This is a genomic window from Pandoraea nosoerga, from assembly GCF_902459585.1.
Taxonomy (GTDB): domain Bacteria; phylum Pseudomonadota; class Gammaproteobacteria; order Burkholderiales; family Burkholderiaceae; genus Pandoraea; species Pandoraea nosoerga.
In genome coordinates, this window is the sequence record NZ_CABPSC010000009.1 from 139,239 (window position 1) to 164,251 (window position 25,013).

Here is a 25,013-nt window from a genome sequence, read left to right on the forward strand (position 1 = left end):
CCCTGAAATCACACGCCGGCGGCGCGCCGACCCGAATGGCGGTTCTGCAGCCACCATTGCAGGGTATTGATGAGGAGCAGCAACACGAAGGAGATGCCCAGCATTACCACGGCCAGCGCCGCGGCGCCCGCGTAATCGAACTGCTCGAGCTTGGTCACGATGAGCAGCGAGGTGATTTCCGAGACCATCGGGATGTTGCCTGCGATGAAGATGACCGAACCGTATTCGCCGACGGCGCGCGCGAAGGCCAGCGCGAAGCCTGTCAGCAGCGCGGGCAGCACGGCCGGCAGGATGACGTGGCGCACCGTCTGCCAGCGCGACGCGCCCAGGCACGCCGCCGCCTCCTCCTGCTCGCGTTCGAACTCTTCGAGCACGGGCTGGAGCGTGCGCACGACGAAGGGCAGACCGATGAAGGTCAGCGCCACGAAGATGCCCAGCGGCGTGAAGGCGATCTTGATGCCGAGCGGCTCGAACCAGCGGCCGATCCAGCCGTTCGGCGCGTAGACGGCCGCCAGCACGATGCCGGCCACGGAGGTAGGCAGCGCGAACGGCAGGTCGATGAGCGCGTCGACGAACCGCTTGCCCGGGAACGTGTAGCGCACCAGCACCCACGCCAGGATGAAGCCGAACACGGCGTTGAGCATGGCCGCCGCGAGCGAGATGCCGAACGTGAGGCGATACGACGCGAGCACGCGCGGCGAACCCACCGCGGCGACGAAGCTCGCCCAGTCGAGCGAGCTCGCCTTGATGAAAACCATGAGCAACGGCACCAGCACCACCAGGCTCAGGTACGCGACGGTGTAGCCCATCGTCAGGCCGAAGCCGGGCAAGGCACTCGGCTTGCGCCAGAGAGGAAACAGTGCGGTACTCATGCGAGGGTCTCCTTCGTCGCGCCGTTATTTCTTGGTGTAGATCTGGTCGAAGATGCCGCCGTCGGCGAAGTGCTTCGCCTGCGTCTTCGTCCAGCCGCCCAGGTCGGCGTCGACCGTGTAGAGCTTGAGCTTCGGATATTGCGCCTCATACTTCTTCGCGATTTCCGGCGAACGCGGACGATAGAAGTGCTTCGCGGCGATCTCCTGCCCTTGCGGCGAGTACAGCCATTGCAGATAGGCCTCGGCCACCTTGCGCGTGCCGTGCTTGTCGACGTTCTTGTCGACCACGGCGACCGGCGGCTCCGTCAGGATCGACGAGGACGGCACGACGATGTCGAACTTGTCCGGACCGAGATCCTTCACCGAGAGCAGCGCTTCGTTTTCCCAGGCGATCAGCACGTCGCCAATGCCGCGCTCGACGAACGTGGTCGTCGCGCCGCGCGCGCCCGAGTCGAGCACGCCGACATTCTTGTACAGCGCCTTGACGAACTCCTGCGCCTTCTGCTCATTGCCGCCCGGCTGCTTGAGCGCGTACAGCCATGCGGCGAGATAGTTCCAGCGCGCGCCGGCCGAAGTCTTCGGGTTCGGCGTGACGACGCTGATGCCCGGCTTGACGAGATCGCCCCAATCCTTGATCTGCTTCGGGTTGCCCTTGCGCACGAGCAGGACGATCGTCGACGTGTACGGCGTGGCATTGTCCGGCAGGCGCTTTTGCCAGTCCTTGCTCACGAGGCCGGCCTGCGCCAGTTCGTCGATGTCGGCCGAAATGCCGAGCGTGACCACGTCGGCAGGCGCGCCATCGAGCACGGTGCGGGCCTGCTTGCCCGAGCCGCCGTGCGAGGCCTTCACGTTCACCGTATCGCCCGCGACCTGCCTGTAATGCGCTTCAAAGGCCTTGTTGTAGTCGGCGTACAGCTCACGCGTCGGGTCGTAGGACACGTTGAGCAGCGACACGCTCGCGGCGTGCGCCTGAATGGCAATGCCCGCGGCCAGCGCCACCGCACCCAGTTTCCCGAACGCCCTCACCAGCTGCTTAGCTTTCGATCCCCGTGCTGCTTTGCTCATGACTTGCACTCCTCGTTTGCTTACGCGTGGTAGGAGGCCAGTCTATGGGGGGCACTAAATAATTAAAAATAATTATTTTTCTTTTGTTTATGCCGGAATAAGGATTAGCGATTTCCTGCTGACGGCACGCCCGCGCCCGAGACCGCGGCATTCGCGCAAGCACTTCATGCAGTACATGAAGTTTTCACTTGCCTTTTTGCAAACACTGTACAAAAATACAGTCACCTGTGCTTCCATACAGTGACGCCATGATCAAACTTACCGTCCGTCAACAGCAGGTCTATGAATTGGTCCGACAAGCGATCGAGCGCACCGGCTTTCCTCCCACGCGCGCCGAGATTGCGGCCGAACTCGGCTTCTCTTCGGCGAACGCCGCAGAGGAGCATCTGCGGGCACTGGCGCGAAAGGGTGTGATCGAGCTGGCGGCGGGTCAGTCGCGCGGCATCCGCCTCAAGCGCCTGGACGAAGCGGGTGGCTCGCACCAGTTCACGTTGCCGCACATGGGCCTCATGCAGTTGTCGCTGCCGCTCGTCGGGCGCGTGGCCGCAGGCAGCCCGATCCTGGCGCAGGAGCACATCGAACGCAATTTCCAGTGCGATCCAAACCTGTTCGCCCGGCAGCCGGACTACCTGCTGAAGGTGCGCGGGATGTCGATGCGCGACGCCGGCATTCTCGACGGCGATCTGCTTGCCGTGCAGAAGGCGGCAGACGCCCGCGAAGGCCAGATCGTCGTTGCGCGCATCGGCGACGACGTGACCGTCAAGCGATTCCACCGCATCAAGGGCGGGGTCGAGCTCATCGCCGAGAACCCCGATTTCGAGAATATCCGCGTCGATGAGGGAAGCGGCGACTTCGCCCTGGAGGGAATTGCGGTCGGCCTGATCCGCAATAACGACCTCTGACGCGATATCCAGGCACCCCTTGATGCGGCATTCAAGCGGCATCCAAGGCGGTCGCTAAGCGTCTGTCCGGGCGCGCCGCGGCAAGCGGTACGCCCCGCTCCCTGAAGATTGGCATTTCCGTTTGCGCCGGGCTGGGTCCGGCGCCCGTGCCCTGCTGCGCCCGCAATTTGTGATTTGTGAAGCGATGCAACCGGACACGCCCCTCCGACCCACATTGAAAGAAGGATCGCATCATGGCTCGACTCTTTGGTTTGCTGCGCGCGTCGCTGGGTGAAGCGCGCGTTCGAGTGTCGTCGCAGGCACGGCTGTCCGCGGTGTATGGCCTCTCGGCGCTGTCCGGCCCGTTTGCTGCCGCACCGGCCATGGCCCGCTCATATACCGTGCCGGCCCGCACGCGCAATGCCGCGCTCTCGCGCACGCTGACGTCCGCCGTCGCGGCCACCGCGCGGCGCGCGTGCCCGGCCGGCAAGGCGGCCAAGGCCTCCCGCGACGTCCGCGGCCGAGAAGCGCCAACTGGCAGGCAAGTTCATGAGAAAGACGGCGGCTACGGCGTGCGGGTGTATCGCGACGTGTCGCATATCGTGATGGTGGGCAGCATCGCCGACGTGTGCCGCAAGCTCGATCAGGCGGTCGGCGAGCAGTTCTGCCAGGCCGCCGTGTAACGCGCGAGCGGCACAGCTATGCGGCGCCACGCCGGCGGCTGGCCGCTTGCGACACAAGCCGCCGTGGCAACCATTGAGGCCTGGCGGGCGGCGCCGCCGGCACAACCCAACCCCGGCGGCTGCCGCGCCCGGTTGGCGACGGGCAGCCACCGCCCCGCTCACAGCCCCAGATCGCGCAAGGGGTTATCCGCACCGCGACGTTCTCCGTCGAAGAAGCGCGCCACGTCGGCGCGCGTCACGGCCTCGATGCTTGCGTGCTGCCAACGCGGCTTGTGGTCCTTGTCGACGACGAGAGCACGAATCCCTTCCACGCCTTCGGCGCCCATGCGGCCGTCGAGATTGAAGACGCTGCGCATCATCAGCCACTCCTCGCGCAACTCGTCGGCCAGCGAGAGCTTGCGGGCACGGCGCACCTGTTCCAGCGTGACGCACACCATCAGCGGCGAGCGCTTGGCGCGCAGCAACTCCTCCGTCTCCTGCGCCCAGCCCGAGTATTCGCAACGGGCTTCGTGTTTGAGCGAGCGAAGGACGGCGGGCATGTCGGGCTGCCCGAAATGGTGATCGATGGCGTCGCGCAACGGCGCGAGCTTGCCCGGCGCCAGACCGGCCGGAGGCAGGCTCTCGCGGACAAAGTCGCGGGCGGCGTCGAGCACGGCCTGCGCATCTTGCCACTGACCGTTTGCCAGCAATTCGCACAGTGCGGGCAACGAGGCGCGCGGCAGCACCACGTCGGCCAGGCCGATCTCGCACGCGTCGACTGCGCCGAACACGATGCCCGTCGTGCCGAGATACTCGCCGAGATGGCCTGCGAGGTTCGCGAGGAAATAGCCGCCGCCGACGTCCGGGAACAGACCGATGGCGGTCTCCGGCATGGCCATGCGCGTCGCTTCGGTCACGATGCGCAGCGCCGCTGCCTGCGAGATGCCCATGCCGCCCCCCATCACCACACCGTCCATCAACGCGATGTAGGGCTTCGGGTAAGTGGCGATGGCGTAGTTCAGCCGGTACTCATCGGAAAAGAAATCCATGATGTCGGTGCGTCCCGCGCCGACGGCCTCATGGAAATAGCGAATGTCGCCGCCGGCGCACAGTCCCTTCTCGCCCTCGCCTTGCAACACCACGCCGAGGACGGCGCAATCGTCGCGCCAGCGGTCCAGTGCAGCGGCGATCGCGCGAATCATGTCGTGTGACAACGCGTTGAGGGCCTTGGGACGCGTGAGCGTGATGAACCCAATGCGACCACGGATTTCGGTGCGGACAAATTCGGTCATGGCAGGCGAGTGTTTCAGAATCGTCAATGGAACGAACGCCGTCGTGCGCGGCCACGGACCGCACGGGCGACGGCGCCCTCGGGGGCTATCAACGGCCCGCGGCGCTCACGGCACCGCACGCCCGACAGGACACATCACGGGCGATGGGCCAATAAAAAAAAGCCGGCGCAAGGCACCGGCTTTCTTCCAACCAACGGACGTTGCAGGCGCGCAGCGAACGGACGTCTGCCACGCGCTGTCGCCATCGCCGGGCTTACTTCTCTTCGCGTGCGGCGCGCTTGCGCTCGTGCTCCTTCAGGAAGCGCTTGCGCAGACGAATCGTTTGCGGGGTGACTTCGACAAGTTCGTCGTCGTCGATGAATTCCACGGCATATTCGAGGCTCAGCGCGATCGGCGGCACCAGACGCACGGCTTCGTCGGTGCCCGACGCGCGCACGTTCGTGAGCTGCTTGCCCTTGATCGGGTTGACCACGAGGTCGTTGTCGCGGCTGTGGATGCCGATGATCATGCCTTCGTACAGCGCGTCGCCCGGCGAGACGAACATGCGGCCGCGATCCTGCAGCTTCCACAGGGCGTAGGCCACGGCGGCGCCGTCGTCCTGCGAGATCAGCACGCCGTTGCGGCGCTCGCCCAGCGAACCATCCTTGAGCGGCGCGTATGCGTCGAAGATGTGGCTCATCAGGCCCGTGCCGCGCGTCATCGACAGGAAGTCGCCCTGGAACCCGATCAGGCCACGCGCCGGAATGCGGTACTCCAGACGCGTGCGACCGCGGCCGTCCGAGACCATGTCGAGCATTTCGCCCTTGCGGCGGCCGATTTCTTCCATGACGGCGCCCTGATGATCGTCTTCCAGGTCGATGGTGAGCAGCTCGTAGGGCTCGTGCTTCACGCCGTCGATTTCCTTGAGCACCACACGCGGACGCGACACGGCCAACTCATAGCCTTCGCGACGCATGTTCTCGATGAGAATCGTCAGGTGCAGTTCGCCGCGGCCCGACACTTCGAAGACGGAGTCCTCGGCCGTGTCCTTCACGCGCAGCGCCACGTTGTGGTTGAGTTCCTTGTGCAGACGATCGCGGATCTGGCGGCTCGTCACGAACTTGCCCTCACGGCCGGCCAGCGGCGACGTATTCACGCAGAAGTTCATCGTGAGCGTCGGCTCGTCGACGGTCAGCAGCGGCAGCGCTTCCGGCGTGTCCACGTCGCAGATCGTCGCGCCGATGCCCACGTCCTCGATACCGTTGATCAGCACGATGTCGCCAGCTTCCGCGCCATCCGACATCACGCGCTCCAGGCCCTTGAACGTCAGCACCTGGTTGATCTTGCGCTTGAGCACTTCGCCTTCCGGACCGAAGCGCATGGCGACTTGTTGGCCCGGCTTGATGCGACCGCGCGTGATGCGGCCGATACCGATACGTCCCACGAACGTCGAGTAGTCGAGCGAGCTGATCTGCAACTGAAGCGGCGCGTCCACGTCGGCCTCGCGCACGGGCACGTGCTTGAGAATCGCGTCGAACAGCGGGCGCATGTCGCCCTCGCGCACGTCGGCGTCGAGGCTGGCGAAGCCGTTGAGCGCCGAGGCGTAGACCACCGGGAAGTCGAGCTGCTCGTCGGTCGCGCCGAGCTTGTCCATCAGGTCGAACGTCTGGTTGATCACCCAGTCCGGACGTGCGCCGGGACGGTCGATCTTGTTGACCACCACGATCGGCTTGAGACCGAGACCCAGCGCCTTGCGGGTCACGAAGCGGGTCTGCGGCATCGGGCCTTCGACGGCATCGACCAGCAGCAGCACGCTGTCGACCATGGAGAGCACGCGCTCGACTTCACCGCCGAAGTCCGCGTGGCCCGGGGTGTCGACGATGTTGATGTGCGTGCCTTCGTATTCGACGGCGCAGTTCTTGGCGAGGATCGTGATGCCGCGCTCTTTTTCGATGTCGTTCGAGTCCATCACGCGTTCAGCGATCTGCTGGTTTTCGCGGAAGGTGCCGGACTGGCGCAGCAACTGGTCGACGAGCGTGGTTTTGCCGTGGTCGACGTGCGCGATGATGGCGATATTACGGAGAGCGCGGGTCATGAAAGAGGTGCTCGAAAAGCCTTTGGAGAATCCGCGATTCTATCACTTGCGCATGTCTCACGTCATGGCTTTTCTGCGATGCAACAACGACTTGCGCGGCCATGCCGCCGACTTTGCGCAAACGTCGCTCCCTTGCCCCGCCCTCCCACCGCACCTTCCACTAGAGCGATCCGTCTACATTTCGTTGAAATATTTGCCTAGTCAACTATTGCATCATCTTGCATTTTATTAAGTGGACGCTATAATCGTGACAAGTCAATTATTGCATCAGCACGAAAATGTCAGAGCCGTCCGTTTCCCTCTCCGCCTCCTCGACGCCGCCGCCGGGGGCCGCCGGCAATGCCGGTGCGGCCAGCGCCGCCGCCGAGGCGCCGCGTAACGCCTACGACATCGACGATTCGCTGGGCTATCTCGTCGCTCGGGTGCGCCAGTTGATCATGGCCGAGCTCACGAAGGAGACCTCGCAGTACGGCCTGACCAGCACGCAAGCGACCATGCTCTACAAGGTCGCGACCGGCAAAAGCAAGACGGCGGCGGATCTGGCGCGCGATTACTGTATCGATGCGAGCGCCGTCACGCGTCTGCTCGACCGGCTCGAGGCGCACGGCCTGCTGGTGCGCGAGCGCAGCAAGACGGATCGCCGCACGGTGGAGCTCGGCGCCACCGAAGCGGGCTACGCCATGGCCGACCGCATGCCGGACATCTTCGTGCGCGCCGCCGATCACCTGTTGCGCGGCTTCACCCCCGAGGAAGTGGGTTTTCTCAAGAGCCTCCTGCGGCGCGTGATCGTCAACGGCGAGAGCGGATAAGCGATCTCGACCCGTCACTCCAAGAAAAAGCATGCCGGGTCCACTATTTCATGGACCCGGCATCGCCCGATTCCTGTTTATTGTCAGTAGAAGACTTCACTCGTAAAGGTTTTGCGATGAAAGCGGCCTCACCGTTCCTCCCGCGTCAGCGGGTCCGCTCAGCGATCTCCGCCCTGTGTCTGGCGGCCGTGACGCTGGGCTTTGCCGGCTGTGCGAATTTCGCCGGCATTCACAGCGACAAGCAGATCAGCACGCCGGATCAGTATCAGACCCAGCGCAGCCTTCCCTCGGAAGGCGGCCAGTGGCCGGGCACCGACTGGGCCCGGCGTTTCGGCGATCCGCAGCTCGTTTCGCTGATCGACGAAGCCCTCGCGGGCAACCCCGACCTGGCCATGGCCGCCGCGCGACTGAAGTCGGCGCAGGCCCAGGCCGAAGGCGCCGCCGCGGCGCTGCTGCCGTCGGTCAGCTTCTCGGGCGACGTCTACCGTCAGAAATTCACCGAGAACACGATCTATCCGCCGGGCTACGGCGGCAACTGGTTCACGCAGGGCGACCTGACCGCCGCGCTGTCGTGGGAGCTCGACCTGTGGGGCAAGAACCGCGCGGCGCGCGCGCAGGCCATCTCGGCCGAGCGCGCCGAGCAAGCCGAAGACCAGGAAGTGAGGCTCGCCCTCGCCACGGCCGTCGCCCGCACCTACAACCAGCTCGCGCAGCAATATGCGTTGCATGACGTGCTCGAGCGCACGGCCCGACAGCGTCAGAGCCTCGGCAAGCTGACGGCCGATCGCGTGCGCGCCGGACTCGACACGCAAGTCGAACAGAAACAGGCCGACAGCAACACCGCCGATATCGCCACGCAGCTCGCCCAGCTCGACGGCCAGATCCTGCTCACCCGCCACCAGCTCGGCGTATTGCTCGGCAAGGGGCCGGACCGCGGCCTGGAAATCGAGCGCCCGAAGCTCGCCGAATTGCCCACGCCGGCGCTGCCCGACAACCTGCCGCTCGCCCTGCTCGGCCGGCGTCCCGACATCGTCACGGCGCGCTGGAGCGTCGAGGCGCAGCTCAAGGGCGTCGACGTCGCGAAGGCGCGTTTCTACCCGGACGTGAACCTCAACGCGGCATTCGGCTATTCGACCTTCGGGCTCGGCAAGCTGATCGACCCGAGCAGCCAGAACATCCAGTTCGGCCCGGTCATCTCGCTGCCGATCTTCGACGGCGGACGCCTGCGCGCCAACCTCAAGGGCCAGTACGCCGCCTACGAAAGCGCGGTGGCGAACTACGACTCCACGCTCAACAAGGCGCTGGGCGACATCGCCGATCGCATGTCGTCGATCCGCTCTGCCGACAAGCAGATGGTGTCGCAGCGCGTGGCGCAGGACGCCGCGCAACGCGCCTACGAGCTGGCTGTCGACCGTTACAAGGCGGGTCTCGCGCCGCAGTTGACCGTGCTTGCCGCCGAATCGTCGCTGCTGGCGCAGGAACAGGCGCGCGTGAATATCGAGAGCGCTCGCCGCGATCAGCAGATCGGTCTGATCAAGGCGCTGGGCGGCGGCTTCGACGCCCAGGCTGCCGGCCTCGTCGTGGGGCAGGAGCGCCCCGCCCAGGCCGAGGGCGACGCCGCGCAGACGCACTGAGCGCGGCCCGGACCGACTCGCAAGACACGAAAGATACGAAAGACAGACAAGACAACGTCAAAGCACATTGAGAGATTAGTACGGAGCGAATGATGAGTGAGAACCAACAGCAAGCGCCTGCCCAGCAGCCGGCTCAGAGCAATGGCAAGCGCCGCCGCATGATGCTGACGCTGACGGCCGTGATCGCGATCGCGGCCATTGGCTACGGCGCCTACTACGCGCTGTACGCGCGTTACTACGAAGACACCGACGACGCCTACGTCGCGGGCAACGTCGTGCAGATCACCCCGCAAGTGGCCGGCACGGTCACCGGCGTGAAGGTCGACGACACGCAAATGGTCAAGGCCGGCCAGCCGCTGGTCACGCTCGATCAGACGGACGCGCGCGTGGCGCTGCTGCAAGCCGAGGCGAATCTGGCGCAGACGGTGCGCCAGGTGCGCACGTACTTCGTGAACAACGACGCCTATGCCGCCACCGTCGCGATGCGCGAATCGGAGCTCGCCAAGGCACAGGCCGACGTGAAGCGTCGCGAGATGGCGATCGCCACGGGCGCCGTGTCGCGCGAAGAACTGGCCCACGCGCAGGACGCCGTGAAGGCCGCGCGCGCCGCGCTCGAACAGGCGCGCGCTCAACTCGTGTCGAACAAGGCGCTGACGGACAAGACGTCGGTGACCACGCACCCGAACGTGCAGCAGGCCGCAGCAAAGGTGCGCGCATCGTACCTCGACTACGCCCGCACCACGATCCCGGCGCCGGTCGACGGCTACGTCGCCAAGCGCTCGGTGCAGGTCGGCCAGCGCGTCGCCACGGGCGCCCCGCTCATGGCGCTGGTACCGCTCAACCAGGTGTGGGTCGACGCCAACTTCAAGGAAGTGCAGATCGCGCACATGCGCGTGGGGCAGCCCGTGACGCTCACGGCCGACGTGTACGGCTCGTCGGTCGAATACAAGGGCACGGTCGCCGGTTTCTCGGCGGGCACGGGCAGCGCATTCTCGCTGCTGCCGGCGCAGAACGCCACGGGCAACTGGATCAAGGTGGTGCAACGCCTGCCGGTGCGCATCGCGCTCGATCCGAAGCAGCTCCAGGAGCATCCGCTGCGCGTCGGCCTGTCGATGCAGGTCAAGGTGAACGTGCGCAACACCGACGGCAAGGAACTGGGCGAAGCGCCCGCGCTGCCGGTGTACTCGACCGACGTCTACGACAAGGTCGGGCACGACGCCGACGACATCGTCGCCAGGATCATTACCGAGAACGCTGGCGCCCCGCTCGCTTCGGGCAGCGCCAACGACACGCGCAATCAGCCGGCTCGCGCTCGTCCCCTGTAAATCGGAGGGGGGCGTGCCCCGCCCCCTTTGACATCTCATGGCAACTCAAAACGCTCCTGGCCCCCTGTCGGGGGGCCAGCTGGTCCTTGGCACCATCGCGTTGTCGCTCGCCACGTTCATGAACGTGCTCGACACTTCGATTGCCAACGTGTCCATTCCCGCGATCTCCGGCGACCTCGGCGTCTCGTCGAGCCAGGGCACGTGGGTGATTACGTCGTTCGCGGTGGCCAACGCCATCTCGGTGCCGCTCACCGGCTGGCTGACCGAGCGCTTCGGCGCGGTGCGGCTCTTCATCACGTCGATCCTGCTCTTCGTGCTCGCCTCGTGGCTGTGCGGCATGGCGCCGACGCTCGAATTCCTGCTGGCCGCGCGCGTGCTGCAAGGCGCGGTCGCCGGTCCGATGATTCCGCTGTCGCAATCGCTGCTGCTCTCGAGCTATCCGCCCGCCAAGAGTTCGATGGCGCTCGCGCTGTGGGGCATGACCACGCTCGTCGCGCCGGTCATGGGCCCGATTCTCGGCGGCTGGATCTCGGACAACTACCATTGGCCGTGGATCTTCTACATCAACGTGCCGGTCGGCATCGCGGCCGCTTACGTCACGTGGATGATCTACGCCAAGCGCGAGACGCCGACGCATCGCAAGCCCATCGACACGATCGGCCTCGCGCTGCTCGTGGTGTGGGTGGGTTCGCTGCAGGTGATGCTCGACAAGGGCAAGGAGCTCGACTGGTTCAACTCGTCGACCATCGTGATGCTCGCGCTCGTGGCGCTCGTCTCGTTCTGCTTCTTCGTCGTGTGGGAGATCACCGAGAAGCATCCGGTCGTCGACCTGACGCTGTTCAAGCGAATCAACTTCACCGGTGGCGTGGTGGCTATCTCGGTCGGCTACGGGCTCTTTTTCGGGAATCTGGTCATTCTGCCGCAGTGGCTGCAGATTTATCTCGGCTACACGGCGACGGAGGCCGGTCTCGTGATGGCGCCCGTGGGGCTCTTCGCGATCATCCTGTCGCCGGTGATCGGCAAGTTTCTGCCGAAGCTCGACGCGCGCTGGGTGGTGACCGTCTCGTTCCTGCTGTTCGCGCTCGTGTTCCTGATGCGCTCGCACTTCAACACGCTCGTCGATACACGCACGCTGATGATCCCGACGTTCCTGCAGGGCGTGCCGATGTCGATGTTCTTCATCCCGCTCACGGCCATCATTCTGTCGGGGCTGCCGCCGAGCCGCATCCCCGCGGCCGCGGGTCTGTCGAACTTCGTGCGTATCACTTGCGGTGCGGTGGGCACGTCCATAGCGACGACCGTGTGGGACAACCGGATCACGCTGCACCACGCGCAACTGACCGAGCATCTGACGCCCTACGATCAGCCGTTCAACGCCTCGGTGGAATCGCTCAATCAGCTGGGCATGTCCACGGCGCAGGCGCATGGCTATCTCGATCGCGTTGTCACGCAGCAGTCGGCGATGCTCGGCGCGAACGACATCTTCTGGATCTCGGCGCTGCTCTTCGTGCTGATGATCGCGATGGTGTGGATCACGCGGCCGATCAAGGGCGGCGGTGGCGGCGACGCCGCGGCCGGGGCTCATTGACGCTGTGCGCCGATGCCGCGCGGCCGATTCGCGAATCCCGCGGTTCGTCGCGGCGGCCGATCACGTTGCGCTGATGCCGATGCGCTGATGCAAGGGCTTCCCCCCGAGTGCCCGGCCCTGCTCTGTATTACCGGGCACTTCTTGAACCCCGCTGACGTTGGCGGGGTTTTTTTCGTCCGTTGCGCGCACCAGCGATGTCGATGAGGTCGCGCGAAGCCGCATGCCGCATGCATATCACCGCATAAAGCTGTCTAGAGCCGCCTAGAACTGCCTAGAACTGCCTAGAACCGCCTAGACCCGCCTAGCGCTACCTAAAGCCGTACAAGGCATCGGTGGCGGCAATGCGCGAAGGCGAGCGCAGCATTGCCGCGCACAGACGCATACATGGCAAGGCGCGCGAAAGCGGGCGTCGGCGCCCTACGGAACGACGGCGCGCGTTTCGCGTATTCGCAGTATCATCGTGGCGCGATCGGCCGCGCGCTGCCTGGCGCGAGCCGGCCAAAGACCCTATTCCCCTGCTGAACTGAACGCCATGAACACCCCCCAGAACCAGAGCGAGCGCTCCGAGATCACTTTCCGTTTCCTGGCTGAGCCGGCCGCCGTCAACTTTGGCGGCAAGGTGCATGGCGGCTCGCTCATGAAGTGGATCGATGAAGTGGCCTACGCCTGTGCAGCCACCTGGTCGGGCCGCTATTGCGTGACGGTCAGCGTTGGCAACATCCATTTCCACCGCCCGATTCTCGTGGGCAATCTGGTGGAGCTGCGCGCGCGCATCGTCGCGACCGGTCGCACGAGCATGCATATTCACGTATCGGTCCACGCGGGAGACCCGAAGTGGGGCGAACTGCGCCAGACAACCGACTGCCTGATGGTTTTCGTCGCCGTGGACGAGAGCAATCACCCGGTGAGCGTACCGTCCTTCGAACCGAAAACAGACGAGCAGAAGGCGCTCGCCAAGTACGCCATGGACGTGCGCGCCGCGCTCGGCGCGATCGACGCCATGAAGCCCGGCAACGCCACGATCTGAACGCCACGATTTGAACACCACGCCCCGAGCGTCACGCCCCGAACGTCGGGACTGACGCACGCCGAGAGCGCGGCAGCACAAGGCTGTCTCGTCGCGGCGATCTTCGGTGTCTTCGGCGGTAAGGGTTGCGACGCCCGTCGCCGATCATTGCGAAATGCGGGGCCGGGAGCCGGTCGGCCGGGGCTGCATGCTCCACGGCTGCGCGCGCCCGACGCGGGCGGGTGTCATTGCGTCTTGAGCAGCCGCTGCGGCGTCAGCAGGCCTTCGCCATCGAGCCGCGCCACGCCGAGCAGGCGGGCGCCGGCGGCATCGCTTGCCTCGGCATAGACCTTGACCTCGATCGCGTCGTGCGCCGACGCGCAGGCGCGCAGCGGCTGCGGACAACGCGCGTCGTCCAGGCGCAGGCGCTGACCATGGCTGAAGCGCTTCGTGAGCGTCTCGTCGAGCCATACGGCGGGCAGCGTCCTGAGCAACGCATCGACGGGCGCCAGTCGCTGCACGCGTTGCGCATGGTCGAGGGCGGCCAGCATCTCGAGCGTCACCGCTCCCTCCAGCGTGAGCGGTCCCACCGCCGTGCGCCGCAGCCCGCGCAGGTGAGCGCCACAGCCCAGCGCCTCGCCAATGTCTTCGGCCAGCGTGCGCACATACGTGCCCTTGCTGCATGTCACCCGGAAGGTGAACTCGGCGGCGCCGGGCAGCGAGCACGTCACCAGTTCGAGCGATCGAATCGTGACCTGGCGCGCTTCGCGCTCGAGCGTCTGCCCGGCGCGCGCGTATTCGTAGAGCGGCTTGCCGTCACGCTTGAGGGCCGAGTACATCGGCGGCACCTGTGAAATCGGGCCGGTAAAGCGCGGCAGAATCGCGCGAATCGCGGCCTCGTCCACCGTCACCGGTCGCGTTTGCAACACCTCGCCTTCCGCGTCGCCTGTCGTGGTGGTCTCGCCCAGACGCACGTGCGCCTCATACGTCTTGTCGGCGTCAAGCAAGTCCTGCGAGAACTTCGTCGCCTCGCCGAAGCACAGCGGCAGCAAGCCCGTGGCCAACGGGTCAAGCGTGCCCGTATGCCCGGCCTTCACGGCCTGGAGCAGACGCTTGGCCCTGACGAGCGCATCGTTGGACGACAGGCCGAGCGGCTTGTCGAGCAGCAGCACGCCGTCGAGGGCAAAGCGGGGAAGTTTTTGGCGGGGTGCCTGCGAACGCGGGTCCGTCATGATGCGGGGATGGCTTGATGAGTTCGTGGAAATTCTACCGCGCCGCCGCGCCGCCGCGGCATGCCGGCCAGCTTCGGCGCACGGTCTGCGATCGACTTTCGCCCTTCGGCGCCCTCGGCACCCTTGGGCACCTTTCGGCACTCAATACGTTGGCTTAGGTGCGGTTTGCGCGCGGCTTAGACCCGGGTTGGGCGCGGGTTGGGCGCGGTTTAGGTGCGGTTTTGGCGGCTGAGGCCGCTTACTTGCCGTCGTCCTCGTCGCCGTCTTCCCGGGCGCCGCGCGGTGCCTCCTCGTCCGCCGCGTCCTTCGCGCGCGTGGCGTTTGCCGTATCGATCAGCCGCGACATCTCGATGGCGCGTTCAATCGACTGGTCGTAATGGAAATGCAGGGTCGGCACCGTGTGAATGTGCAGCCGCTTGAACAGCAGATTGCGCAGATAGCCGGCCGCCTCGTTGAGCGCTTCACCGGTCTGCTTCGGATCGCCGGTAAGCGTCGTGTAAAACACTTTCGCGTGCGCATAGTCGGGGGTGACTTCCACGCTTTGCAGCGTGACCAGCCCGATGCGCGGGTCCTTCACTTCGCGTTGGATCAGTTCCGACAGATCGCGTTGGATCTGGTCGTTGATGCGAAGATTCCGACCCGGAACGCCACGTTTCTTTGCCATGACAAACTCGCTGATAATGCAATGGCCCACGCCGCCGGTTTCCCGGCTCGGTGGGCCATTGCACTTCCGTTGGGCAGATCGCGTTACAGCGAACGCGCAACTTCCGTGATTTCGAACGCTTCGAGCTGGTCGCCTTCGGTGATGTCGTTGAAGTTCTTCACCGACAGACCGCACTCGAAGCCGGACTTGACTTCCTTCACGTCATCCTTGAAGCGCTTGAGCGAATCGAGCTCGCCCGTGAAGATGACCACGTTGTCGCGCAGCACGCGCACGTGCGACGAACGCTTGACGAAGCCGTCGAGCACCATGCAGCCGGCCACCGTGCCGACCTTCGGCACGCGGAACGTCTGACGCACTTCGATGAGACCGGTGATCTCTTCCTTCTTCTCCGGCGCCAGCATGCCCGACATCGCTGCCTTCACTTCGTCCACGGCGTCGTAGATGATGTTGTAGTAACGAATGTCGATACCGTTCGACTCCGCCAGCTTGCGCGCCAGTGCGTCCGCACGCGTGTTGAAGCCGATGATGACCGCCTTCGAAGCCGTGGCCAGGTTGACGTCGCTCTCGCTGATGCCGCCCACCGCCGCGTGCACGATCTGCACGCGCACTTCGGGCGTCGAGAGCTTGTTGAGCGACTGCGCCAGCGCTTCTTGCGAACCCTGCACGTCTGCCTTGATGATGAGCGGCAGCGTCTTGACTTCACCTTCGGCCATCTGCTCGAACATGTTCTCGAGCTTGGCGGCCTGCTGCTTGGCGAGCTTCACGTCGCGGAACTTGCCCTGACGGAACAGCGCGATCTCGCGTGCCTTGCGCTCGTCCTGCACCACCAGTACCTCTTCGCCGGCGCCCGGGACTTCGGACAGCCCCTGGATTTCCACCGGAATCGACGGACCGGCTTCCTTCGCGTTCTTGCCGGTCTCGTCGAGCATCGCGCGCACACGGCCGTAGGCCTGGCCGGCCAGCACCATGTCGCCGCGATTGAGCGTGCCCGACTGCACGAGAATCGTCGCGACCGGGCCCTTGCCCTTGTCCAGCTTCGCCTCGATCACGATGCCCTTGGCCGGGGCGTCCACCGGCGCCTTCAGTTCCAGCACTTCGGCCTGCAGCAGCACGTTCTCGAGCAGATCGTCGATGCCCGTACCGGTCTTGGCCGACACCGGCACGAACGGCGAATCGCCACCGTACTCTTCCGGCACCACGCCCTCGGCCACCAGCTCCTGCTTCACGCGCTCGGGGTTGGCTTCAGGCTTGTCGATCTTGTTGATCGCCACGACGATCGGCACGCCGGCCGACTTCGCGTGAGCAATCGCTTCCTTCGTCTGCGGCATGACGCCGTCGTCGGCCGCGACCACCAGAATCACGATGTCCGTGGCCTGCGCACCGCGGGCACGCATGGCCGTGAAGGCCTCGTGACCCGGCGTATCGAGGAACGTCACCGTGCCGCGCGGCGTATCGACGTGGTACGCGCCGATGTGCTGCGTAATGCCGCCCGCTTCGCCCGCCGCCACCTTCGCGCGACGGATGTAGTCGAGCAACGAGGTCTTGCCGTGGTCGACGTGACCCATCACCGTGACGACCGGCGGGCGCGGCAGCGCTTCGGCCACCGACGCCTCGTTGCCCAGTTCCAGCAGCGTCTCCGGGTCGTCGAGCTTCGCGGCAATCGCACGGTGGCCGAGTTCCTCGACCACGATCATCGCCGTTTCCTGATCGAGCACCTGGTTGATGGTTACCATCTGGCCCATCTTCATCATCAGCTTGATGACTTCCGCGGCCTTGACCGACATCTTGTGCGCCAGATCGGCGACGCTGATCGTCTCCGGCACATGCACGTCGCGCACGACCGGCTCGGTCGGGGCCTGGAAGGCCTGACGCTCGTCCTGCGCGTGACGGTCGCCACGACGGCCGCCACGGCCGCCGCTGCGCCAGCCGTCCGCGCCACCGCTCGTGTCGCCGCGCGTCTTCATGCCGCCGCGCTTGTTGCGGTTATCGGCATCCTTCTGCCAGGCACCGCCCTTCTTGTCCTTCTTGTCCGCCGCGCCGGCCGACGTGGACGGCGCCGCCGTGACCGGCTTCTTGTCCGCCGGCTTGGCCGTGGCCGCGCCCTCGGGCTTGGCCGGCTTGTGCAGCGTGCCCTTCGCTTCGGGCTTGGCGCCCGCCGCGGCCGCCGGCGCCGGTTCCGGCGCCTTGAGTACGCGCCGCGGCGCGTTCATCATTTCGCGAATGGCGCGCGCTTCCGCTTCGGCCGCTGCACGGCGCTTGCGAATCGCCTCCTCTTCGGCACGCGCCTTGTCGGCCGCAGCGCTCGCCTTCTCGGCCGCCGCACGCGCTTCCTCGCTGGCCTTGCGGGCCTGCTCGCGCTCGGCGTCCGCCTTGGCAGCCGCCGCCTTCTCCGCGGCAGCCTTCTCGGCCTGCGCGGCCTTTTCGGCGTCGGCCTTGGCCGCCTTGTCCGCTTGCGCGTCGGCCTGCGCCTCGGCAGCCTTCACCTTCTGTTCTTCGGCCGCCTTCGCGGCCGCGGCGCGCTCCGCTTCCTCGCGAGCGCGGCGCTCGGCGGCTTCCTTTTCCTCGCGCTCGCGGCGCTCGGCTTCCTCGCGCTCGAGCTGCTCCTGGCGACGCTTCAGTTCAGCGGCCTCGGCGGCCAGACGCTCCGCCTCGCGGCGTGCGTCTTCCTCGCGCTGGCGAAGCGCCTCGTCTTCCGCAGCGGCGGCCGCGGCGCTCTCGGCGCCTTCCGTGATGTCGTCGCGCTTGACGAAGGTGCGCTTCTTGCGCACTTCGACCTGAATCGTGCGCGCCTTACCGGTCGCGTCGGCTTGCTTGATTTCCGAAGTCTGGCGACGCGTCAGAGTGATCTTCTTTTTGTCGCCGTCGCCAGCACCGTGCGACCGGCGCAGGTGCTCCAGCAGACGGGCCTTGTCGGCTTCCGTCAGCGAATCGTCGGCGCTGAGTTTGTCCACGCCGGCGGCTTTGAGTTGCTCCAGCAACACGCCGGCCGGCATTTTCAGTTCTGCAGCAAATTGGGCTACGTTGATGCTCGCCATTCAAACCTCTTCAAGCAAGGCCACGCGCCTTGCGGTTAACTTCAAAGTTCACTGTTCCATATGCATGCCGGGGCAGGTCATCATTGGAACCAGTGCTCTCGCGCTTTCATGATCAGGGTCTTCGCGGCTTCCTCGTCGACACCGGTCATCTCGGTCAGTTCGTCGACAGCCAGTTCGGCCAGATCATCGCGCGTCTGAATTTCATGCTCGGCCAGCTTGGCCAGCAGCTCGGGCGTCATGCCTTCGAGGCTCTTCAGATCGAGCGCAACACCCTCGACCTTCTCCTCGGTGGCAATCGCCTGCGTGAGCAGCGCGTCGCGCGCACGATTGCGCAGTTCATGCACCGTGTCCTCGTCGAACGCTTCGATTTCCAGCATTTCGTTCAAGGGCACATAGGCGATCTCCTCCAGGCTCGAGAAACCTTCCTCGATCAGGATGTCCGCCACTTCCTCGTCCACATCCAGACGCTGCATGAACAGCGCGCGCAGCGCGCCGCGCTCCTCGTTCTGCTTCTCGGCCGATTCGTCCGGCGTCATGATGTTGATCTGCCAGCCCGTCAACTCCGACGCGAGACGCACGTTCTGGCCGCTGCGGCCGATCGCCACCGCCAGTTCGTTCTCGTCGACGACCACGTCCATGCTGTGCTTCTCTTCGTCCACGACGATCGATTGCACGGCCGCCGGCGCCAGCGCGCCGATCACGAACTGCGCAGGATCTTCCGACCACAGCACGATGTCGACGTTTTCACCGCCGAGCTCGTTGCGCACAGCCTGCACACGCGTGCCGCGAATGCCCACGCAGGTGCCGATCGGGTCGATGCGCTTGTCGTATGCCACCACGGCAATCTTCGCGCGCACGCCCGGATCGCGGGCGGCCGACTTGATCTCCAGCAGGCCCTGCTCGATTTCCGGCACTTCCATGCCGAACAGCTCGATCAGGAATTCCGGCGCCGTGCGCGAGAGTTCGATCTGCGGGCCGCGCGCCGTGCGATCGACCTTCACGATGTACGCGCGAACGCGATCGCCGATACGCAGGTTTTCCTTCGGAATCAACTGGTCGCGGCGCAGCAACGCTTCGACGCGGCCCGATTCGACGATCAGATTCCCCTTGTCGAGACGCTTGACCGTGCCGGTCATGATCTTCTCGCCACGCTCGAGGAAGTCCGACAGGATCTGCTCGCGCTCGGCGTCGCGAATGCGCTGCAGGATCACCTGCTTGGCCGCTTGCGCGCCGATGCGACCGAACTCGACCGACTCGACCGGCTCTTCGATGTATTCGCCGACTTCGAGCGCCGGGTTTTCTTCCTTCGCTTCGAACAGCAGGATCTGCTTGTCCGGCTCTTGCAGGCCGGCCTCGTCGGGCACTACCAGCCAGCGACGGAAGCTCTCGTGCTCGCCCGACTCACGGTCGATGTGCACGCGAATGTCGACGTCTTCGGTGTAGCGCTTCTTGGTGGCCGAAGCCAATGCTGCTTCAAGCGCGCCGAACACGACATCCTTGTCGACGTTCTTTTCGCGCGCGAGCGCATCGACCAACAGCAATACTTCGCGACTCATCGTTTGCGACTCCTAAAATCAATCTGCGGCACAAGGCGCGCACGGTCAATATCCGCGAGGGTGAATTCGAGCAGCGCCGGGCCGCCCTTGCCTTCGAACTCCAGGCTCAGGTTCTCGCCCTGCGGCGCCTGCAGGATGCCGCGGAACTGCTTGCGGCCTTCGAGCGGCACACGCAACGTGAGACTCACTTCTGCGCCGGTGAAACGCTCGAAGTCGCGCAGCTTGCGCAGCGGACGATCCAGCCCCGGCGACGACACTTCGAGTCGGTCGTAATTGACGTTCTCGACCATCAGGACATGCGAGAGCTGACGGCTCACCGTCTCGCAGTCATCGATCGTGATGCCCTCCGGCTTGTCGATGTACACGCGCAGCAAACCGCCGCCGGCGCGCTCAAGATCGACCAGCTCGTAACCCAGGCCTTCGACCGTGGTCTCGATCAGTTCTGGCAATTGCAACTTTACTCACCCTAGAAAAACTCGCGCGCATCAGCAGCGCCCGACATGTTGCGCGCCCCGCATGGGACGTCGCACGATACCCGCCTGGACCGTCCGGGCCGGCGTGCCCGCGTCGACACACCCACTCCCCGACACGGCGGTATCGGCCGCGCAAAACGCTCGCGGCAAAAAAAAATGGGCGAAACGCCCATTTCTTACAGCCTCATTGCGCATGAGGTGCGCGCCGCAACAGAACGTGTGACGCGCAAACCAGCTTATTCGTTGATTTTATATGGTTTTGGGCCAGTTTGCAACGCTTGGCGCGGCAAATGCCCATCGGACGGGCATCGATGCGACATTGCCGCACCGCGGAAGAACACGTTTGCGCGATCAGCGCGAGCGGTTCCCGCCGCGATTTCCCCGGTTGCCTTGATGGCCGCCGCCCGCACGGTTGCCGCCGCGGCTGCGATTGCCGCTCACGTTACCGTTCACATTGCCGCCTCGCGACTGGCCGCCAAAACCGCCGCCGGCGTTGCCGCCGCCAAAGCGACGCCCCTCGCCGCGGGGCGCGGGCGTCTGCCCGGGGTAGCCGCCGCTCGGGCCGACGAACGCCGTGAGCGGGTTGGCGCGCGGGCGCCGCGACTGTCCCGGCTCGCGGGCGAAGACGCCCAACGCCGTTTGCATCGGATCGGGCTGACGACGCGGCTCCTTCGGCGCCCCGGCCTTGCCGCCGCGACCACTCTTGCCTTTCTCGTCCGAGCCCGCCCCCGGCATCTTCATGCCGACCGCCGCGAACAGCGAACGCACCTGTGCGTCGTCGAGCTCTTCGTAGCGACCGCGCTTGAGGCCGCGCGGCAACGTCAGCGGGCCATAACGGGTACGGATCAGGCGGCTCACCATCAGGCCGGCGGCGTCGAACATGCGACGCACTTCGCGATTGCGGCCTTCGGTCAGCGCGACGTGATACCAATGGTTGGAGCCTTCGCCGCCACCGTCCTGCAGACGCAGGAAGTTGGCCTGACCGTCTTCCAGCTCGATGCCGCGCAGCAGTTGCTGGCGCGACGCTTCGCTCAACTGGCCGACCGTGCGCACCGCATATTCGCGCTCGATGCCGTAGCGCGGATGCATGAAGCGGTTGGCCAGATCGCCCGACGTCGTGAGGATCAGCAGGCCCTCGGTATTGAAGTCGAGACGACCGACCGCGAGCCATTTGGCCGTTTTCATCGGCGGCAGACGGTCAAACACCGAAGCGCGGCCTTCCGGATCCGAATGGCTGACGATTTCGCCGGCCGGCTTGTGATAGAGCAGCACGCGCGGCGGCTTGCTCGTGATGCGGCGCTTGACCAGCTTGCCGTTGATGCGCACCTGGTCGGTCGGCAGAATGCGCTGGCCGATGTGGGCCGGCTCGGCATTCACCGACACACGCCCCGCGAGAATCAGCTCCTCCATCTCACGACGCGACCCCATGCCCGCTTCGGCAAGCACCTTGTGCAGTTTCGGCGCCTCGTCGTCGGGCGAGAGCACGCGACGCTCGGCGGGACGGCGGCCGCGCTTGGCCGCAGCCTTGGCGTCAGCGTCGGACTCTTCGCTGTCGAAGCCGCCCGAGGTCACGAAAGCGAACAGGTCGTCGCCGTCGCCCTTGCCTGCCTGGGCGCCATGCGGGCCGCGGGCGCCGCCGGGCGCCCCCTTGCGGCCACGCCCCTTGCCGGCGCCTTGCCCCTTGCCACGCGGCGATGCGCCGTTGGCGCCGTTGGCGCCACTGGCACTATTGGCACTATTGGCACCATTGGCGCCCGCGCCCCCCGCCTGCGGCGATTGCCCTGCGCCGTCGCGCTTGCCGCCACGCGACTTGCGGGCGGCGTTGCGACCACGCCCTTGCGCAGCCTGCGGCGCGCCTTCGTTGAGTGCAGCGCCGCCGTCGAGGCTCTCGCCGGACGACGCATGCTGCGTTGCCTCCGGTGCCAACGACTCGCCGTCGTCGCCCTCGCGCTTGGCTTGCTGGGCCGCACGCCGGCGGGCGATCAGACTGCGCGGACCGCGACGCAAGCCGCGGCGCGACGCCTTTTCATCGCCGCCCTCGCCTTCCGGCGCGCGCGTTTCGGCACCGGCATCGCGTGCGTGCAGGTCCTGGGATTCTTCGTTTTGTTTCAACACAACCTCATTGGAAAACGGGATCGTTGCGAGCAGGCGGTAAGTCGCTGCCCTGATCCGTGTTCGCACCATGAATGCGCGGCAAATGCTTGCCGCGACTTCGTTCTTATCGCAAACGGCCTCGAGCGTGCGCACGGCGCAAGTGCGCCGGCGCCTCAGGTGCCGGTGACGAGATTCTTGTCGTCCCCGCGGTTCTCGTCGTCATTCGTCGTGTCGGACATGGGCTGTCCGGCAGCGGCTTCATTCGCCGCCGAGTCGGCAGCGTGCGGGGACACCTCCTGCGTTGCCGACGCGACGGGATCCGCCGTCAGCGTCGTCACGTTCTGCGCATCTTGCGGCAGCTCGTCACCAGACGGCACCGCAGTTCCCGATTCTTCGGAAAATTCCTCATGCCCGGCGCCCGGCGCGACATCTTCTTGGCCGGCCTCGCCCTCGGCATCCCGAGACGGCTCATCGCTATGCACGGCTTGCGCATCGCGCTCGCCGTCCCTATCGATGTCCGTACCAGCGTGGCCGTTCGCAGCGCCGATCTGCTCACTGACGTGCGTCGCCGGCGCGAGTTCCGCATCGAACGCCGCAACGGCGGAATCTGCCTCGGCGCCCGGCCCATCCGACGCACCCGGCGTACCACCGACAGCCCGCGGGGTCTCGCCCTCGGCCAGCGCGGCGTCGAGCAAGGCCGCTTCGGCGAGCGCGTCGTCTGCCGGCGACGTCACCGGTGCGCGTTGATCTTCGGGCAAGCCCTGCGCGAGCGGCAGGTCGTCCGCGCGGGCCTCGGCCAGACGCGCGAGCGCGTCGGCATCGGCCACGGGGACGTCTTCGGACATTGCCTCATCGCCATCCTCGCCCTCGGCTCGCTCGCCGAACTCGATGTTCTGCTGCGCGAGCAGATCGATCTGCGCCTGTGCCGCGGGGTCTTCGAGCGGCGGCAGCGCGTCGAGCGCGCGCAGACCCAGATCGTCCAGGAACGCCTTGGTCGTCGCATACAGGCCGGGACGCCCCGGCACGTCGCGATGACCGATCACCTCGATCCAGCCACGGTCTTCGAGCTGCTTGATGATCTGCGTGTTGACGGTCACCCCGCGAATCTCTTCGATGTCGCCGCGCGTGACCGGCTGACGGTACGCAATGATCGCCAGCGTCTCCATCACGGCGCGCGAATACTTCGGCGGCTTCTCCGGATTGAGGCGATCAAGGTATTCGCGCATGCGCGGACGGCTCTGGAAACGCCAGCCGGTGGCCAGCGCCACCAATTCCACACCTCGGCCATCCCATTGCACGCGGATTTCCTCGAGCAGCGCGCGCACCGTGTCACTGGACACGGCGTCATTGAAGAGCTTGCGCAGGTCACCGACCTTGAGCGGCTCCTGCGCGCAGATCAACGCGGTCTCGAGGACGATTTTCGCCTCTTGGGTATTCATGTGCGACTAAGCAAACCGGGGGCTTGGCAACCCGGAATCAGGAATAAATGGATGCTTGGAACACGGGAAACGGTCGCAACCGCTTCGCATAAGCGCGCGCCCGTTTGTGTTCGGTCGTAGTGACGGCGGCGCGACCAGGATGCTTCGAAACGACCTGCCGGGAAAACGCCCAGGCCGATAGTGCGGCGAGACGGACGTCCGGTATGTGCGCAATTATTACTGAAACGCCGACGCCCGTAAAGCGTCGTCGAAACCCGGGCCTCGCTCACCCCCTTATCCCATCATCCCCTCCCCCTTATCCCTCCCCCTTATCCCTCCCCCCTTGCGCCACCGTGTCGCACAACCCGCGTCGAAGCGCCCCGGCACCGCGCACCGCATCCGCCGCATCCGCCACCCGGCAAGGGCGTGCGCAGAGGCGGCCCGCGCCAGGCGCAGGCCCCGCGCGCCGTCCACGAATCGCGGGCGCACAGCCGCGCGCCCTGGCGTAGAGACGACAGGTGCACGCCTCATGGTAAACTTCTGAAATAACTTCAGGGGCCTCCATGACCACCGAAAACGATCGCATTCCGATCGCTCAGCCCCGTTGTTCCACATGCTCGCTGGGGCAGTTCTGCCTGCCCGTCGGCATCCCGACGCCCGAGCTGGAACGACTGGATGCGCTCGTCAACGAACGCCGCCGCCTCAAGAAAGGCGAAGTGCTTTATCACGCCAACGATTCGCTCAATGCCGTCTACGGCATTCGCTTCGGCTCCCTCAAGAGCTGCGTTACCGCACCTGACGGCCGCGAGCAGGTCGTCGGCTTCCATCTGCAGGGCGAGCTCATCGGGCTGGACGCCGTTGCCGACAGCCACCATCCGAGCACGGCCATCGCGCTCGAGGACAGCGAACTGTGCATCGCCCGCTTCGGCGAGCTCGAGACGCTCTCGCGCCAGGTGCCGTCGCTGCAGCGCCAGTTGCATCGCCTGATGAGCCAGGAAATCCGCAACGAACACCAGCAACTGCTCGCGCTCGGCACCATGCGCGCCGAGGAGCGGCTGGCCGTGTTCCTGCTCAACCTGTCCGAGCGGCTGGCCGCGCGCGGCTACGCCGCCAACGAATTCGTGCTGCGCATGAGCCGCGAAGAAATCGGCAGCTTCCTCGGCCTCAAGCTCGAGACGGTCAGCCGTCTTTTCTCGCGTTTTGCGCAGAACGGCATGATCGAAATTCGCCAGCGCCACGTGAAGATCATCGACGCGGCCGCGCTGCGCGAGCTCGCCGGCGTACCGTGCTGACGGGCAACCGGGGGCGCCTTCGCCCCCCTTCGCCCCCCCTT

General features: G+C 65.8%; 19 protein-coding genes. 8 read left to right on the top strand and 11 right to left on the bottom strand.

The annotated features are described in order from the left end of the window. Window positions 1-8 precede the first annotated feature (8 nt). Both cysT and PNO31109_RS13135 read right to left on the bottom strand, forming a co-directional pair. The gene (cysT, locus tag PNO31109_RS13130) at window positions 9-872 is read right to left on the bottom strand and encodes a sulfate ABC transporter permease subunit CysT (RefSeq protein WP_150555948.1); all 864 of its coding nucleotides are present in this window, start codon (window positions 870-872) and stop codon (window positions 9-11) included. Window positions 873-896: 24 nt separating this feature from the next. Further along, window positions 897-1,937: a sulfate ABC transporter substrate-binding protein gene (locus tag PNO31109_RS13135; protein WP_150555949.1), complete on the bottom strand. Its 1,041-nt coding sequence runs from the start codon at window positions 1,935-1,937 to the stop codon at window positions 897-899. Window positions 1,938-2,185: 248 nt separating this feature from the next. On the opposite strand from PNO31109_RS13135, the gene lexA reads away from it, so the two are divergent. Continuing rightward, window positions 2,186-2,839 carry a transcriptional repressor LexA gene (lexA, locus tag PNO31109_RS13140; RefSeq protein ID WP_150555950.1) on the top strand — a complete coding sequence of 218 codons (654 nt, stop codon included), beginning with the start codon at window positions 2,186-2,188 and terminating at the stop codon, window positions 2,837-2,839. Window positions 2,840-3,072: 233 nt separating this feature from the next. Then, complete coding sequence (locus PNO31109_RS13145; protein ID WP_150555951.1) at window positions 3,073-3,501, top strand: hypothetical protein; 429 nt, start codon at window positions 3,073-3,075, stop codon at window positions 3,499-3,501. Window positions 3,502-3,659: 158 nt separating this feature from the next. On the opposite strand, the gene PNO31109_RS13150 is transcribed toward PNO31109_RS13145, so the two are convergent. Both PNO31109_RS13150 and typA read right to left on the bottom strand, forming a co-directional pair. Further along, on the bottom strand, window positions 3,660-4,772 hold the full coding sequence (locus PNO31109_RS13150; protein ID WP_150555952.1) for an enoyl-CoA hydratase/isomerase family protein: 1,113 nt from the start codon (window positions 4,770-4,772) through the stop codon (window positions 3,660-3,662). Window positions 4,773-5,025: 253 nt separating this feature from the next. Then, a complete protein-coding gene (gene typA / locus PNO31109_RS13155; protein ID WP_150555953.1) occupies window positions 5,026-6,846 on the bottom strand; it encodes a translational GTPase TypA in 1,821 nt (606 codons plus the stop codon). A 278-nt stretch (window positions 6,847-7,124) separates the two neighbouring features. Between typA and PNO31109_RS13160 the strand changes: the two genes are divergently transcribed. From PNO31109_RS13160 to PNO31109_RS13180, 5 genes are all read left to right on the top strand, one after another. Next, entirely contained in the window at window positions 7,125-7,655 is a 531-nt protein-coding gene (locus tag PNO31109_RS13160; protein WP_150555954.1) for a MarR family winged helix-turn-helix transcriptional regulator, read from the top strand. A gap of 116 nt (window positions 7,656-7,771) precedes the next feature. Next, on the top strand, window positions 7,772-9,289 hold the full coding sequence (locus PNO31109_RS13165; RefSeq protein WP_150555955.1) for an efflux transporter outer membrane subunit: 1,518 nt from the start codon (window positions 7,772-7,774) through the stop codon (window positions 9,287-9,289). A gap of 92 nt (window positions 9,290-9,381) precedes the next feature. After that, complete coding sequence (locus PNO31109_RS13170) at window positions 9,382-10,614, top strand: HlyD family secretion protein (RefSeq protein WP_150555956.1); 1,233 nt, start codon at window positions 9,382-9,384, stop codon at window positions 10,612-10,614. A 37-nt stretch (window positions 10,615-10,651) separates the two neighbouring features. After that, entirely contained in the window at window positions 10,652-12,202 is a 1,551-nt protein-coding gene (locus PNO31109_RS13175; protein ID WP_150555957.1) for a DHA2 family efflux MFS transporter permease subunit, read from the top strand. A gap of 532 nt (window positions 12,203-12,734) precedes the next feature. Continuing rightward, window positions 12,735-13,229, top strand: a complete 495-nt coding sequence (locus PNO31109_RS13180; RefSeq protein ID WP_150555958.1) for an acyl-CoA thioesterase — start codon at window positions 12,735-12,737, stop codon at window positions 13,227-13,229. 224 nt (window positions 13,230-13,453) lie between these two features. Here the strand turns inward: PNO31109_RS13180 and truB are convergent, their stop codons facing one another. The 7 genes from truB to scpB form a co-directional block, all read right to left on the bottom strand. Further along, window positions 13,454-14,440 carry a tRNA pseudouridine(55) synthase TruB gene (truB, locus tag PNO31109_RS13185; RefSeq protein ID WP_150555959.1) on the bottom strand — a complete coding sequence of 329 codons (987 nt, stop codon included), beginning with the start codon at window positions 14,438-14,440 and terminating at the stop codon, window positions 13,454-13,456. A 238-nt stretch (window positions 14,441-14,678) separates the two neighbouring features. Next, window positions 14,679-15,104: a 30S ribosome-binding factor RbfA gene (rbfA, locus tag PNO31109_RS13190; protein WP_150555960.1), complete on the bottom strand. Its 426-nt coding sequence runs from the start codon at window positions 15,102-15,104 to the stop codon at window positions 14,679-14,681. A gap of 83 nt (window positions 15,105-15,187) precedes the next feature. Beyond that, window positions 15,188-18,139 (bottom strand): translation initiation factor IF-2, encoded by a 2,952-nt coding sequence (gene infB / locus PNO31109_RS13195; protein WP_150555961.1) that lies wholly within the window; start codon window positions 18,137-18,139, stop codon window positions 15,188-15,190. 80 nt (window positions 18,140-18,219) lie between these two features. Continuing rightward, a complete protein-coding gene (nusA, locus tag PNO31109_RS13200; protein WP_150555962.1) occupies window positions 18,220-19,695 on the bottom strand; it encodes a transcription termination factor NusA in 1,476 nt (491 codons plus the stop codon). Further along, window positions 19,692-20,150, bottom strand: a complete 459-nt coding sequence (gene rimP, locus PNO31109_RS13205) for a ribosome maturation factor RimP (protein ID WP_039410682.1) — start codon at window positions 20,148-20,150, stop codon at window positions 19,692-19,694. Before rimP ends, nusA begins: the two co-directional genes overlap by 4 nt. Before the next feature lie 369 nt (window positions 20,151-20,519). Continuing rightward, window positions 20,520-22,280 carry a pseudouridine synthase gene (locus PNO31109_RS13210; protein ID WP_370750228.1) on the bottom strand — a complete coding sequence of 587 codons (1,761 nt, stop codon included), beginning with the start codon at window positions 22,278-22,280 and terminating at the stop codon, window positions 20,520-20,522. Between the two features lie 155 nt (window positions 22,281-22,435). Next, window positions 22,436-23,701 (bottom strand): SMC-Scp complex subunit ScpB, encoded by a 1,266-nt coding sequence (scpB, locus tag PNO31109_RS13215; protein ID WP_150555964.1) that lies wholly within the window; start codon window positions 23,699-23,701, stop codon window positions 22,436-22,438. A gap of 542 nt (window positions 23,702-24,243) precedes the next feature. Here scpB and fnr point away from each other — a divergent pair. Then, window positions 24,244-24,972 (top strand): fumarate/nitrate reduction transcriptional regulator Fnr, encoded by a 729-nt coding sequence (gene fnr / locus PNO31109_RS13220; RefSeq protein WP_150555965.1) that lies wholly within the window; start codon window positions 24,244-24,246, stop codon window positions 24,970-24,972. The last annotated feature ends 41 nt before the right edge of the window (window positions 24,973-25,013 follow it).